This window comes from Cellulosimicrobium sp. SL-1 (assembly GCF_011033075.1).
GTDB classification, from domain to species: Bacteria; Actinomycetota; Actinomycetes; order Actinomycetales; family Cellulomonadaceae; genus Cellulosimicrobium; species Cellulosimicrobium funkei.
This window is the reverse complement of the sequence record NZ_JAACJC010000008.1, coordinates 160,567-174,399: the sequence shown is the minus strand read 5'-3', so window position 1 is coordinate 174,399 and position 13,833 is coordinate 160,567. Positions and strand designations below refer to the sequence as shown.

General features: G+C 74.6%; 12 protein-coding genes. 4 read left to right on the top strand and 8 right to left on the bottom strand.

The window, feature by feature from the left end; all coding sequences use genetic code 11:
* Positions 1-110 precede the first annotated feature (110 nt).
* Positions 111-497 (top strand): VOC family protein, encoded by a 387-nt coding sequence (locus tag GWJ10_RS14005; RefSeq protein ID WP_232322722.1) that lies wholly within the window; start codon positions 111-113, stop codon positions 495-497.
* 19 nt (positions 498-516) lie between these two features.
* Here GWJ10_RS14005 and GWJ10_RS14000 read toward each other — a convergent pair whose 3' ends face one another.
* The 5 genes from GWJ10_RS14000 to GWJ10_RS13980 all read right to left on the bottom strand — a co-directional run bounded on the left by GWJ10_RS14000 (position 517) and on the right by GWJ10_RS13980 (position 7,640).
* Positions 517-1,683: a ubiquitin-like domain-containing protein gene (locus GWJ10_RS14000; RefSeq protein ID WP_031316670.1), complete on the bottom strand. Its 1,167-nt coding sequence runs from the start codon at positions 1,681-1,683 to the stop codon at positions 517-519.
* A gap of 177 nt (positions 1,684-1,860) precedes the next feature.
* Entirely contained in the window at positions 1,861-2,868 is a 1,008-nt protein-coding gene (locus GWJ10_RS13995; RefSeq protein WP_163188112.1) for a TatD family hydrolase, read from the bottom strand.
* 2 nt (positions 2,869-2,870) lie between these two features.
* Positions 2,871-4,664 (bottom strand): methionine--tRNA ligase, encoded by a 1,794-nt coding sequence (metG, locus tag GWJ10_RS13990; RefSeq protein ID WP_163188110.1) that lies wholly within the window; start codon positions 4,662-4,664, stop codon positions 2,871-2,873.
* A 142-nt stretch (positions 4,665-4,806) separates the two neighbouring features.
* Complete coding sequence (locus tag GWJ10_RS13985; RefSeq protein WP_241005817.1) at positions 4,807-6,111, bottom strand: ubiquitin-like domain-containing protein; 1,305 nt, start codon at positions 6,109-6,111, stop codon at positions 4,807-4,809.
* 281 nt (positions 6,112-6,392) lie between these two features.
* Positions 6,393-7,640: a PQQ-dependent sugar dehydrogenase gene (locus GWJ10_RS13980; protein ID WP_241005816.1), complete on the bottom strand. Its 1,248-nt coding sequence runs from the start codon at positions 7,638-7,640 to the stop codon at positions 6,393-6,395.
* Positions 7,641-7,852: 212 nt separating this feature from the next.
* Here GWJ10_RS13980 and GWJ10_RS13975 point away from each other — a divergent pair, with 212 nt between their 5' ends.
* A complete protein-coding gene (locus GWJ10_RS13975; protein ID WP_061268073.1) occupies positions 7,853-8,662 on the top strand; it encodes an SDR family oxidoreductase in 810 nt (269 codons plus the stop codon).
* Here the strand turns inward: GWJ10_RS13975 and GWJ10_RS13970 are convergent.
* Both GWJ10_RS13970 and GWJ10_RS13965 read right to left on the bottom strand, forming a co-directional pair.
* Entirely contained in the window at positions 8,646-9,830 is a 1,185-nt protein-coding gene (locus tag GWJ10_RS13970; protein ID WP_061268072.1) for an aminotransferase class I/II-fold pyridoxal phosphate-dependent enzyme, read from the bottom strand. The genes GWJ10_RS13975 and GWJ10_RS13970 overlap by 17 nt on opposite strands.
* 126 nt (positions 9,831-9,956) lie before the next feature.
* Positions 9,957-10,421: a hypothetical protein gene (locus GWJ10_RS13965; RefSeq protein WP_051028253.1), complete on the bottom strand. Its 465-nt coding sequence runs from the start codon at positions 10,419-10,421 to the stop codon at positions 9,957-9,959.
* 84 nt (positions 10,422-10,505) lie between these two features.
* Here GWJ10_RS13965 and GWJ10_RS13960 point away from each other — a divergent pair, with 84 nt between their 5' ends.
* Positions 10,506-11,105, top strand: a complete 600-nt coding sequence (locus tag GWJ10_RS13960) for an isochorismatase family protein (protein WP_043656105.1) — start codon at positions 10,506-10,508, stop codon at positions 11,103-11,105.
* A gap of 48 nt (positions 11,106-11,153) precedes the next feature.
* Here GWJ10_RS13960 and rsmI read toward each other — a convergent pair whose 3' ends face one another.
* Complete coding sequence (rsmI, locus tag GWJ10_RS13955) at positions 11,154-12,044, bottom strand: 16S rRNA (cytidine(1402)-2'-O)-methyltransferase (RefSeq protein WP_051028254.1); 891 nt, start codon at positions 12,042-12,044, stop codon at positions 11,154-11,156.
* Between the two features lie 35 nt (positions 12,045-12,079).
* On the opposite strand from rsmI, the gene GWJ10_RS13950 reads away from it, so the two are divergent.
* A complete protein-coding gene (locus GWJ10_RS13950) occupies positions 12,080-13,795 on the top strand; it encodes a phospholipid carrier-dependent glycosyltransferase (protein ID WP_163188106.1) in 1,716 nt (571 codons plus the stop codon).
* The last annotated feature ends 38 nt before the right edge of the window (positions 13,796-13,833 follow it).

Below are 13,833 nucleotides of genomic sequence, written 5' to 3'. Positions count from 1 at the left end.
CGCACGTTCCGCAGCGGGGTCTACGGTCGACGTGTCGGCCCCGCCGGGGGCGACGGGAGGACGGGACCGGGCACCGCCCGACGACGGAGGAGACGACGATGCTGCGTGGGATGGCGACGCTGAACCTGTGGGCCGACGACCTCGAGGCCGCGGCCGCGTGGTACGCGGAGGTGCTCGGGACCGAGCCCTACTACGTGGTGCCGGGCGGGTACGTGGAGTTCCGCGTCGGCGACCGGCAGGACGAGCTGGGCATCATCGCCCGGTCGTGGTCGCCGCGCCCTCAGCCGGGCACGCCGGGCGGCGCGATCGTGAACTGGCACGTCGACGACGTGCGGGCCGCGTTCGCCCGCCTCCTCGCCCTGGGCGCGACGGAGTACGAGGGCGTCGTCGAGCGCGGGCAGGGCGAGGGCTTCGTCACCGCCTCGGTCGTGGACCCGTTCGGCAACGTCCTCGGGATCATGCAGAACCCGCACTACCTCGAGATGCTCGGGCGGTAGCGGCGCGACTGCGGAGCGGTCAGTACCAGCCCTTGGCGACGGAGTGGGACCACGCGGAGCACGGCGTGCCGTAGCGGCCCTCGATGTACCCGAGGCCCCACGTGATCTGCGTCGCCGGGTTGGTGCGCCAGTCGGAGCCCGCGCTCGCCATCTTGGAGCCGGGGAGCGCCTGCGGGATCCCGTACGCGCTCGAGCTCGGGTTGTCCGCGTCGACGCGCCAGTTGCTCTCCTTGGTCCAGAGCTTGTCGAGGCACACGAACTGGTCGTCGCCCCAGCCGCGCTGCGCGGCGAGGGAGCGGCCGACGGCGCGCGCCGAGCCCGGGTCCACCGAGACCGAGACGTCCATCGTCCCGACCTTGATGACCTCGTTCCGCGGCTCCGTCGTGACCGTGCGCGTGAGGACCGTGCGCGACACCTCGGCCCCGCCGAGCGTCTGCACCGAGTAGGTCGTGACCGCCTCGCCGACGCGACCGGACTGCACGACGACGCGGTGCCCCTGCGGGAGCGTCGGGTCCTCGCGCTCCTCCGTCTCGAACGGCAGGACCTCCGTGACCGTGTCCGCCGTGGCCGCCGCGCGGCTCACGAGCACGAGCATCCCGTCCACCGCCGCGGCGTCGAGCGGCGCGGACGTGCCGTCGCCCTCGGCCAGCACGATGCCCGCGGTCGCGAGGACCCCGCGCACCGTGGGCTCGGCCGTCGTGATGGGCATGACGGCGCCGTCCACCGCGACGTGGACCGTCTTGAGCGTGGAGACCCGGATCGGCTCGCGCCCGAGGGCCTGCGTGCGCGACACCTCGGTCACGGCGCCCTCGGCGCGCGGGCCGAGGTAGGTGAGCAGCTCGCCCACGGTGCGGGCCGTCGTCGGGATCGTCTGCACCTGGCCGTCGATCTCGACCGTGACGTCGTGGCTCGTGCGCACGACGATCGTGCCGCCGTCGCGCGCCGGGTCGGCGAGCGCGGGCTCGACGAGGTCCTGCTCGCCGACCGCGACGCCCTGGTAGTCGAGCACCGCGGCGACCGTGCGCCCGTACGCGGAGACCTGGTGCAGCTCGCCGTCCACGTCGAGCGTGACGTCCTTGTGGAGCGTGGCGAACGCGCCGGTGACCCCGACGAGGCTCGCGACGACGAGGCCCTGGGCCGCGAGGCGCTGCACGCGCCGCCGGCCGGTTCCGTCAGGTGCGAGCACGCGGGCGGTCCCTTCTGCGGGAGGACGCCCGCCGGCGAGCGCCGGGGGCGAGGTGCGGGACGTCGTCGGCGCGGGGCGCACGACGCACGGACCCGACCGTAGCCGAAACGTGACCTGGGGCGAAACCTCGCAGCCCTCGCGCACCGGACGCGGTGCGCCCGCCCGGACGCCTCGTCGTCACCAGGAGCCGTAGACCGCGACGGAGGTCGCGGCCAGGCGCTCGCACACGTCCGCGAGCGGTCGGTCCACGACCTCCGCGACCGTACGGACCGTCGTCGGCAGGACGTACGGCGCGTTGGGCCGCCCGCGGTACGGGTGCGGCGTGAGGTACGGCGCGTCCGTCTCGACGAGGACCTGCCCGAGCGGGACGGCGCGCAGCGCGGCCCGCAGCTCGTCGTTCGCGCGGAACGTCACCGGGCCCGCGAAGGACAGGTACCAGCCCTGCTCGGCGCAGAACCGGGCCATCGCGGCGTCGCCCGAGTAGCAGTGGAAGACCGTCCGCTCGGGGGCGCCGTCGCGCGCGAGGACGTCGAGCACCTGCGCGTGGGCGTCGCGGTCGTGGATCTGGAGCGCGAGGCCGAGCTCCTTCGCGAGCGCGACGTGCGCGCGGAACGCCTCGCGCTGGACGGCCTCGCCCCGGGCACCGGTCCGGAACAGGTCCATCCCGGTCTCGCCGATCGCGCGCACGCGGTCGTTCGCACGCGCGATCGCCGCGATCTCCGCGACCGCGTCGTCGAGCGGCACGTCGTGGTGCGGCCGCGGGTCGGGCTCGAGCCCGTCCGGCCCGACCTCCCGCACCCCGCCGTGCAGCACGGCCTCGTTCGGATGGATGGCCACGGCCCCGAGCAGCCGCCCGACCCCCGGCGCCCCCGCGCCGCCGACCAGGTGGTCCTGGCTCGTCCCCGCCTCAGCACGCGCCGGATCCGCCTGCTCGCGATCCCAGACCGCCTGGTCGCCGCGCAGGAGGGCGTCCGTCCAGCGGGCCGCCGGCAGGTCGCAGCCCACCTGCACGACCCGGTCCACGCCGACGGCCGCCGCCCGGGCCAGGTGGTCCGCGACGGTCGGGGCAGGGGTGCCCTCGGGGAGGACGTGCGCGATCGAGTCGAGGTGCGTGTGGTTGTCCACCACCGGGACCGGCAGCGGCTCCGGGTCCGGCGGCCAGCCGCGCTCGCGCTGCTTGGCCACCGTCAGGCGCCCTCGCGCAGGCGGTCGAGCTCCTCCTCGACGATCGAGTCGTCGAGCTTGGTGAACACCGGCGTCGGCTTGCCGACCGGGGTGCCCGGCACGACGGCCTTCGGCTCCCACGTCGCCAGGCCCTCGGCGCGGTAGTCGCCCGTGATGACCGGGTAGTGGCGCGAGTCGTCGTCGAGGTCGGTCACCTCGTCGATGCGCGGCTGCGCGGCGAACGTGCCCGTGCCGCCGAACGCCTCGTGCACCTGCTGCGCCGAGTGCGGCAGGAACGGCGACAGGATCGTGTTGAGGTCGCTCACGGCCTGGGTCACGGTGTGCAGCACGGTCGCGAGCCGGTCCGGGTCGGTCTTGAGCTTCCACGGCTCGGTGTCCGACACGTACTTGTTCACCTCGCCGACCGTCTTCATCGCCTCGGCGACGGCGGCGCGCTGGCGGTGCGTCGCGATGAGCTCGCCCACGCGCCCGAACGCGGTCGTCGTCGTCGCGAGGACGCCCTCGTCGATCGGCTGGCGCTGCCCCGGCTCCGGGATCGCCCCGAAGTTCTTGTGCACGAGGTTCGCCGTGCGGTTCACGAGGTTGCCCCAGCCGGCCACGAGCTCGTCGTTCGTGCGGCGCTGGAAGTCGGCCCACGTGAAGTCGACGTCCTGCGTCTCCGGACCGGCGGACGCCACGTAGTACCGGAACGCGTCGGGCTGGTAGCGGGCCAGCATGTCGCGCACGTAGATGACGACGCCGCGCGACGACGAGAACTTCTGGCCCTCGACGTTGAGGAACTCGCTCGACACGACCTCCGTCGGGAGCTGGAGGTTCCCGTAGGCCCCCGCCGCCCCGCCCTTGCTCCCCCGGCCGTCGTAGCCGAGCAGCTCGGCCGGCCAGATCTGGGAGTGGAACGTGATGTTGTCCTTGCCCATGAAGTAGTACGACCGCGCCTCGGGGTCGTTCCAGAACGCGCGCCACGCGTCCGGGTCGCCGCTGCGCCGCGCCCACTCGATCGACGCCGAGAGGTACCCGATCACCGCGTCGAACCACACGTAGAGGCGCTTGCTCGAGTTCTCCTCCCACCCGGGCAGCGGGACCGGGATGCCCCAGTCGATGTCTCGCGTCATGGCGCGCGGGCGCACGTCGTCGAGCAGGTTGAGCGAGAACTTCAGGACGTTCGGGCGCCACGCGGTGCGCGTGCGCAGCCAGTCCCCCAGCGCGTCGACGAACGCGGGCAGGTCGAGGAAGAAGTGGTTCGACTCGACGAACTTCGGCGTCTCGCCGTTGATGCGGCTGTGCGGGTTGATGAGGTCGATCGCGTCGAGCTGGTTGCCGCAGTTGTCGCACTGGTCGCCGCGCGCGCCGTCGTAGCCGCAGATGGGGCACGTGCCCTCGATGTAGCGGTCGGGCAGCGTGCGGCCCGTGGACGGCGAGATCGCGCCCATGGTCGTCTGCTCGACCATGTACCCGTTCTTGTGGACCGTGCGGAACATCTCCTGCACGACGGCGTAGTGGTTGCGCGTCGTGGTCCGCGTGAAGAGGTCGTACGACAGGCCGAGCTGGTGCAGGTCCTCGACGATGACGCGGTTGTACCGGTCCGCGAGCTCCTGCGGGCTCACGCCCTCCTTGTCGGCCTGGACGAGGATCGGCGTGCCGTGCTCGTCGGTGCCCGAGACCATGAGGACGTCGTGACCCGCCATCCGCATGTGCCGGCTGAAGACGTCCGACGGGACACCGAAACCTGCGACGTGGCCGATGTGGCGCGGCCCGTTGGCATACGGCCACGCCACGGCCGAGAGGATGTGGGTCATGGTGCCCGATCCTAGTCGGGCAGCGCCGCGCCTCGCGGCGGCGTCCACCGCCGGGGGACGAGCGCCGCCGAGCACGGGGTTGCCGACGTTCTCAGCTCCAGGACGTCGGCAACCCCGTGCTCGGCGGAGGGAAGGCGCGTGCTCAGTACCAGTTGACGGCCTGCGAGTGCGACCACGCGCCGCACGGCGAGCCGTAGGAGCCGGCGATGTAGTCGAGGCCCCAGGCGATCTGGGTCGCGGGGTTGGTCGCCCAGTCGGCGCCCTTGCTCGCCATCTTCGAGCCGGGCAGCGACTGCGGGATGCCGTAGGCGCTCGACGTCGGGTTGTCCGCCGTCGGGTTCCAGTTGGACTCCTTGGTCCACAGCTTCTCGAGGCACGTCCACTGCGAGCCGGTCCAGCCACGCTCGGCGGCCATGGCCTGCCCGATCGTGCGCGGGTCCTTCGGGCGCTCCTTCGTGCCGGTCGTGACGACCTCGTCCACGGGAGCGGTCGTCACCTCCTGCGAGAGCTGCTCGCGCGACTCCTCGACGCCGTCCACGAGCGTGACCTCGAACGTCGTCGTGGTGACGCCGTCGGCACCCGCCTGGGTGACGGCCGACTCGTCCGTGTACTTGGCGTCGTCGGGCTGCTGCACGGTCCCGTGCGGCACGGGGGTCGTGGTCTGCTGCTGCTCGACGACGACACGCTGCACGACGAGCGACACCGCCGGCGCACCCGGCTCGGGCGCCTCGACGCGCTGGACGCTCACGCGGTCCAGGTCGCCGAGCTCGATGCCCTGCTGGTCGAGGATCGCGGGGACGCCGATGCTGCCGTCGGGCGCGACCTTCGTCTGCCCGTCGGCCACCACGTTCACCGGACCGTCGGCGTCGAGGCGCAGGCCGAGCGACGCGCGCTCGCCGGACCGCGACGCGACGAGGCGGACGTCGCCGCCGCGCTCGGCGAGGGTGTCGAGCGCCTCGTCGGCGTCGAGCGCGGTGAGCCAGACGTCGGACTGCGCGCCGTCGGTCTGGACGGTGACCTTCTTGCCGAGGCGCACCACGACGTCGTCGCCGTCGCTGAGCGCGGAGCCGGGGTCGGGAGCGACCTGGTCGCGCGCGCCGACCTCGACGCCCGCGGCGTCGAGCGCGCCACCGACGGAGCCGGCGAGCGTGCTGACGGTGGTCGTCTCGCCGTCGACGTCGATCGTCACGGTCTTGCTGGCCTCGCCGTAGGCGACGGCACCGGAGCCGACGAGCGCGACGGCGGTGGCCGCCGTGACGATCGACCAGCGGCGTCGGCGCGTGGAGCGCAGGGTCCGGGCCGCGCGGGCGGACCGACGGGTGGCGTTCTCGGGGTTCTCGGGGCTCTCGGGGCTCTCGGCGGTCGGCACCGCCTCGGGCGTGGTCTGGGGGGTGTGCGCCGTGACGTCGGCCGTCTCGGGCGCGCGGGAACGGAAGGGGTTGTGCACAGTGGTCCAAGTCGTCGGGGGCTCCCGGGCACGGGGGTCGACGGCGCGCACGCGCCCGCGGGGTGCTCCGCAGCGTGGCGGGCGCACCCGGTTCGACCAGCCGATCCGGCGTCCTGCGGCCCTCGGCGCCCTGGGCGCCCGGGAGAGACCGCGTCCCACGGCCGGCCATTACACCTGTCCCCGGTGAGCGGCTACGCGAGACACTCGACCGTAACCGATTCGTTATCGCACACCAAACCGCCTGGTCAGCTCGCGCGTCCGGCGCGCACACTCCCGGGCGCTCACCCCGCCGGCGTCACCGTGACCCGGAGCAGCCGGTCGTCGCCGTCGCGCGGCTCGCCCCGACCGTCGGTGTTGCTCGTCAGCACGTAGAGCACCGCGCTCCCGTCGTCGCCGGGCGGCGTCGCCGGGTCGACGAGGACCGCGCGCAGCCGCCCCCGGTCCGTGAGCACCGCGTGCGGCGCGCCGAACGCCGCGGCGTCGGTGCCGCCGTCGGGCGAGGCGAACGGCACGCGCCAGAGCCGCTCCCCGCGCAGCCCCGCGAGGTACGCGCCCTCACGGGTCACGGCGATCCCGCTGGGCGAGGCGTCCGACGTCGGCCACGTCGCCACCGGGTCGACGAACCCGGCGGCCGCCCCGCCCGTGCCCTCGACGTCGGGCCAGCCGTAGTTCCCGCCGGGCACGACGACGTTGAGCTCGTCGAACGTGTCCTGGCCGAACTCGGACGCGAGCATCCGACCCGTCGCGTCCCACGCGATCCCCTGGACGTTGCGGTGCCCGAGGCTCCACACCGGCGAGGCCGGGTCCGGGTTGCCCGGCGCGGGGTCGCCGTCCACCGTGACGCGCAGGATCTTGCCCGCGAGCGCACCCGGGTCCTGCGCCGCACCGCGCTGCTGCGCGTCCCCCGTCGTGACGTAGAGGTGGCCGTCGGGCCCGAACGCGAGCCGACCGCCGTCGTGCGTGGACGCCGCGGGCACGCCCTCGACGACCGGCGTCAGGGCGGAGAGCTCGCGCCCCGCGAGCGTCCCCCGCAGCACCTCGTTGCCGTCCGGCGCGGTCCGGTACACGAACACCTCCCCCGCCGCGGCGCCGCCCGCCGGGCCCACCGCGACGCCGAGGAGCCCCGACTCGCCGCGCGCGACCGTGCCGTCGCGCAGGTCGTCCGCTCCCGGCCCGGTCACCGGCTCGACGGCGCCCGTCGCCGGGTCGACGACGACCAGCCGGCGCTCGTCGCGCAGCGAGACGAGCAGCGTGCCGTCCGCGAGCGCCGCGAGCCCCCACGGCGCCGGGAACCCGGTCGCGACCTCCGCCACGTCGACGCGCACCTCCGGCACGACGAGCAGGCCGTCGGCGGCCGGTGCCTGCGACGAGCCCGACGCGTCGGGCGTGCCGGGGTCGGCCGGCGCGGACGTGGCGGTCGTGACCGACGGCGCGGGGGCGGGCGCGTCGTCCGGCGCCCCGCCCGAGCACGCGCCGAGCACGAGGGCGAGCCCGACGGCGAGCACGGGCCCGCCGGCCCGCGCGGGCACGGCGGGACCTCGCCGGGCGGCCCGGGTTCCGTGGTGGCGTCGCACCTGCCCATCGTCACCCGGGTCGGCGCGTCGCGCCGGGTGACCGCCGGCGGGGACGACGGACCTTCGGCCCGCGCCGCCGGTCCTTCGGCGGCCGCCCGGGCCGGGACGGCGAGGCATGCTGGAGCTGTCCCCGAGGTCCGGGGACGTGGGCGAGGAGGCGTGTGCACATGTCGCGGACGTACGTGGTGACGGGATCGGCATCGGGCGTGGGGGCCTGCGTGGCCGGGTTGCTGCGCGAGCGGGGCGACCGGGTCGTCGGCGTGGACCTGCGCGACGCCGAGGTCCAGGCGGACCTCAGCACCGACGAGGGTCGCGAGCGTGCGGTCGAGGAGGTGCTCGCCGCGACGGACGGCACGGTCGACGCCGTCGTCGCGTGCGCCGGGATCTCCGCGCCCGTCCCGACGACCGTCGCGGTGAACTTCTTCGGCGTCACCCGGTTCCTCACGGGCCTCCTGCCCGCGCTCGAGCGCTCGCAGGCGCCGCGCGTCGCCGTCGTGTCGTCGATGGCGACGCTCCAGCCGGTGTCCGAGGCGATCGTGGACGCGTGCCTCGCGGACGACGAGGACGAGGCCCTGCGCGTCGCCGGCACGCTCGCCGAGCAGGGCCCGCAGGTCGGGTACCTCGCCTACCCGTCGTCCAAGCGCGCGCTGTCGCGCTGGGTGCGCCGCGAGTGCGTGACGGCGGCGTGGGCCGGGCGGGGCATCCCGCTCAACGCCGTCGCGCCCGGGACGGTGCTCACGCCGATGACGACCCAGCTCCTGTCGACCCCGGAGTCGGTCGCGATGGTCGACGCCGCGGTGCCGATGCCCCTCAACGGGCACCAGTCGCCCGAGTCGGTCGCGTCGCTCCTGCTGTGGCTGACCGACGCCGCGAACACGCACGTCACCGGGCAGACGATCTACGACGACGGCGGCGCCGACGCCGTGCTGCGCGGCGACGACGTGTGGACGGGGACGGTCCCTAGCCCAGCCGGGTGAGCCCGCGGCGCAGGCCCCGGACGGCCTGACCGATGCGGTGCTCGTTCTCGATGAGCGCGAACCGCACGAACTCGTCGCCGCCGGGGCCGAACCCGACGCCCGGGGACACCGCGACGTCGCACTCCTCGACGAGGTGCGTCGCGAACTCGATCGAGCCCATGTCGCGGTACGGCTCGGGGATCCGGGCCCACGCGAACATCGTCCCGCCGGGCTTGTGGATGTCCCAGCCGATGCGCTGCAGGCCGTCGTACAGGGCGTCGCGACGAGACTCGTAGACGGCCGAGATCTCCTGCGGGAACTCGGTCGCCTCGTTGAGCGTGACGGTCGCGGCGATCTGGATGGGCTGGAACGTGCCGTAGTCGAGGTAGCTCTTGAGCTTCGCGAGCGCCCCGACGACGTCGCGGCGCCCCACGAGGAACGCGACGCGCCAGCCCGCCATGGAGAACGACTTCGTCATCGAGTACAGCTCGACCGCGACCTCGCGCGCGCCCTCGCACTCCATGATCGACGGCGGCTCGAACCCGTCGAACGTCATGTCGGCGTACGCGAGGTCGTGCACGAGCACGACGTCCTTGTCCCGCGCCCAGTCGACGAGACGCTGGAGGTCCTCCTTGGTCGCCACGGTCGTCGTCGGGTTGTGCGGGAACGACAGCACGACGACGCGCGGCTTGGGCCAGCCGAGCTCCCACGCCTCGATGATGCGGTCGATGTACCCGGCGGCGTCGGTCCCGTCGCCGATGGGGACCTGGCGCGCGTCGGCGCCCGCGAAGTAGGGCCCCCAGATGTGGATCGGGTAGCTCGGGGTGGGGACGAGCGCGACGTCGCCCGGCTGCAGCAGCACCCACATGAGGTGGCTGAAGCCCTCCTTGGCGCCGATGGTCGAGATGATCTCGGTGTCCGGGTCGAGGCTCACGCCGAACCGGCGCTGGTACAGCCCGGCGACGGCCTCACGGAGCTTCGGGATGCCGCGCGACGCGGAGTAGCGGTGGTTGCGCGAGTTCTGCGCGGCCTCGGCGAGCTTGTCGACCGCGACCTGCGGGCTCGGCAGGTCCGGGTTGCCGAACCCGAGGTCCACGACGTCGCGCCCCGCTCGGCGTGCCTCGATCTTGAGCCCGTCGATGATCGTGAAGACGTAGGGCGGCAGACCGGGGATCCGGCGGAACTCCATCGCAGTGCTCCAGCTCTGTGCGGCGCTCCCGGGCGCGGGGGTGCGCACGGGTCGCGGGTCTCGCAGGGTACGCCTGCCGCCCGACGACGTGACACCGCGTCTCGCGGTCGGCCCGCCGCCCGCGGGTCAGCCGGACCAGCCGAGGTTGCGCGCCATGCGCTCGAGCGTCGCGACCGTCCGCGCGTACTCCTCGCGGCTCACGCCCTGCGCGACGCGCTCGCGCGCGACCGACACCGCGTCGAGCAGGTCGTGGTACGCGTGGTTGCCCGCGACCGTCACGGACAGGCCCTGGTCGCCGCGCGCGACCCAGCCGCGGCGCACGAGGTCGTCGATCTCCGCCGTCACGGCGCTCGCGCCGCCCGCCCCGGCACCCGTGAAGGGTGACAGCACGCCGTCGACGCTCGTCTCCTCGCTCACGCCGTCACGGATGGTGTTGAGCACCTGCCAGTGCCGGCGCGTGAGGCCCGAGTGCTGGAACACGGCGTCGAGGTTCTCGTCGATGAGCCGGTCCACGAGCTTGAGCCAGTACCCGAGGGGTCGTCCGGCGTCCGTGCCGGAGGTCGTCGTGGGCGGTTCCTGGTGCTCGGTCATCGCTGCCTCCCGGTCGGATCACGGCTGGGCCCCACTCTCGCACCCGCGCTCCCCCGGTGCCCGCCGGGGTGGCAGAGTGGGCGCATGACCGAGAGCACCCCCGCGCCGCGCCGCGCGCTGATCGTCGTCGACGTCCAGCCCACGTTCTGCGAGGGCGGCGAGCTGGGCGTCGAGGGCGGGAACGCCGTCGCCGAGCGCATCGCCGAGCACGCGCGCGACCACCGCGACGCGTACGACCTCGTCGTGACGACCCAGGACTGGCACGTGGACCCGGGCCAGCACTGGAGCCCCGACCCGGACTTCGTCGACACGTGGCCGCCGCACGGGATCGCCGGCACCCCCAACGCCGAGCTGCACCCGGCGCTCGCCGACCTCGCGCCCGACGCCGGGGTGAAGAAGGGCGAGTACCAGGCCGCCTACTCGGGCTTCGAGGGCGTGGACGTCGCGGGCCGACCGCTCGCGGACCTGCTGCGCGACGCCGGGATCGAGGCGGTCGACGTCGTCGGCATCGCCGAGTCCCACTGCGTGCGCGCGACCGCGCTCGACGCGCACGCGCTCGGCCTCGCGACCCGGGTCCTCACCGACCTCACCGTGCCGGTGACGCCCGAGCTCGGTGCCGCCGCGCGCGAGGAGCTCGCCGCGGCGGGCGTCACGCTCGTGGCGAGCGACGCCGTCGGGCGCTGACCACCGCGGTCGCGGTCCGGGCGACCCCGCGGGACGCCCGGACCGCGCTCACCCGCGGCGCGCGTCGAGCGCGGCGGCGTACAGGTCGCGCTTGGGCACCCCGGCACCCTGGGCGACGTCCGCGACCACGTCCTTGAGCCGCTCCCCGCCGTCGACGCGCGCCAGGACGGCGGGCACGAGCTCGGCGAGCGGGACGGGCCCGCGCGGCGGCGCGCCACCGACGACGACGCAGATCTCCCCGCGCAGCTGCTCCTCGGCGGCGTGCTCCGCGAGCTCGGCGAGGGGGCCGCGCAGCACCTCCTCGTAGGTCTTGGTGAGCTCGCGCGCGACGGCGGCCGGCCGGTCCGGGCCGAACGCGCCGGCCATCGCGGCGAGCGTCTCGGCCACGCGGTGCGGTGCCTCGAAGAACACGAGCGTGCGCGGCTCGTCGACGAGCGCCGCGAGCGCACGCGAGCGGTCCCCCGCCTTACGGGGCAGGAAGCCCTCGAAGCAGAACCGGTCCGTCGGGAGCCCCGAGAGCGCGAGAGCGGTGAGCACCGCGCTCGGCCCGGGCGCCGTCGTCACCGGGAGGCCGCGCTCGACCGCGCGGCCCACGACGCGGAAGCCCGGGTCGGACACGCTGGGCATCCCCGCGTCCGACACGACCAGCACCGTGCCGCCGCCGTCGACGACGTCGAGCAGGTCGTCGGCGCGCTCCGCCTCGTTGTGCTCGTGGAAGCTCACGACCCGCCCGCCGACCTGGACGCCGAGGCGGCCCGCGAGCGCGTGCAGGCGCCGCGTGTCCTCCGCCGCGACGACGTCGGCCTCCGCGAGCAGGCGGCGCAGGCGTGGGCTCGCGTCCTCCGCGTTCCCGATGGGCGTGCCGCCGAGCACGAGGTGCCCGGCCTCACGCCGGGTCGTGGGCGCGTCGGGGCCGGGCACGTCGGTCGAGGAGGACATGGCTCCCAGGGTTCCACACGTGCGCGGCCCCTACGATGGCCAGCGTGTCCCAGCCGCCCGCCGACGCGACCCCCGGCCCCCGCCCCCCGGCCGACGCCACCGACGCACCGCCGACGGACGTGAGGGCGGACGACGGCGCACCGCCGTCGGACGTGACGACGGACGACGGCCCCGCGCCGAGCCATCGCGAGCGGCTCCTCCTCGCGCTGCTCGGCCCGCGGCGCCTCGCGCTCGGCGCGACCGCGCACGACCGGCTGTGGGGGTGGCTCGGCGTCGTGATCGTCGCCGTCGTCGCGGCCGTGCTGCGGCTGTGGAACCTCGGCCGGCCCGGCACGCTCGTGTTCGACGAGACGTACTACGTCAAGCACGCGTGGACGCTGCTCCAGGTCGGGTACGAGGCCGACTGGCCCGAGGAGCCGAACCCGGCCTTCGAGGCCGGGGACGTGAACTCGTTCCTGCCCACGGCCGACTACGTGGTCCACCCGCCGCTGGGCAAGTGGATGATCGCGCTCGGCATGAAGGCGCTCGGCGGGGCCGAGAACCCGTGGTCGTGGCGGATCGCGTCCGCCGTCGTCGGGGTGATCGCGGTCGTGCTCGTCGCGCGCATCGCGCGCCGGCTGTTCGCCTCGACGGCGATGGGGATCGTCGCGGGCGCGCTCATGGCCGTGGACGGCGAGGCGATCGTGCACGCGCGCACCGGCCTGCTCGACAACATGCTCATGCTCTGGGTGCTCGTCGCGTTCGGGTGCCTCCTGCTCGACCGCGAGCAGGCCCGGCGACGCCTCGCGGAGCGCTGCGGGGCGATCCTCGACGCGGGCGGGCGCATCGGGCGCTACGGCCCCGGCCTCGGGTGGCGGTGGTGGCGCTTCGCCGCGGCCGTCGCGCTCGGGCTCGCGTGCGGGGTCAAGTGGTCCGGCCTGTACTTCCTCGCGGTCCTCGCCGTCGTCTCCGTGCTCTGGGACGCGACGGCGCGGCGCACCGTGGGCGTCGGGCGCTGGTGGGAGGACGCGCTCGTGCGCGACGCGATCCCGGCCGCGCTCGTCATGCTCCCCACCGCCGCGCTCACCTACGTCGCGACGTGGACGTCGTGGTTCCGCTCGCCCGGCGCCTACATGCGCCAGTGGGCCGTCGAGCACCCTGGCGAGGGCGTCCAGTGGCTGCCCCCGGCGCTGCGGTCGCTGTGGGAGTACCACCTGAAGATGTGGGACTTCCACACGGGGCTCACGTCCGAGCACACGTACGAGGCGCACCCGCTCGGCTGGATCCTCCAGTGGCGGCCCACGTCGTTCTACTGGCGCTCGTACGAGGCCGGCGAGGCGGGCTGCGAGGTCGAGCGGTGCGCGCGGGCGATCACGTCGCTCGGGAACCCCGTCCTGTGGTGGGCGGCGGCGCTCGCGATCCTCGTCGCGCTCTACGCGCTCGTGCGGCTCAAGGACTGGCGCGCGCTCGCCGTGCTCAGCGGGATCGTCGCCGGGTGGGCGCCGTGGTTCCTCTACGCCGAGCGGACGATCTTCACGTTCTACTCGATCGTGTTCCTGCCGTGGGTCGTGCTCACCCTCGTCTACGCGATCACGCTCGCGCTCGAGCGCACGGAGGGCCGGGCGGTCGCCCGGGCCCGGGTGCGCGTCGGGATCACGGTGCTGCTCACGACGATCGGCGCCGTGAGCGTGTTCTTCTACCCGATCTGGACGGCGTGGCAGGTCCCGTACTGGTTCTGGCGGATGCACATGTGGCTGCCCACGTGGATCTGACGCGCTGACCCGGAGCGCCGGCCGGGCGCCCCGGCGCG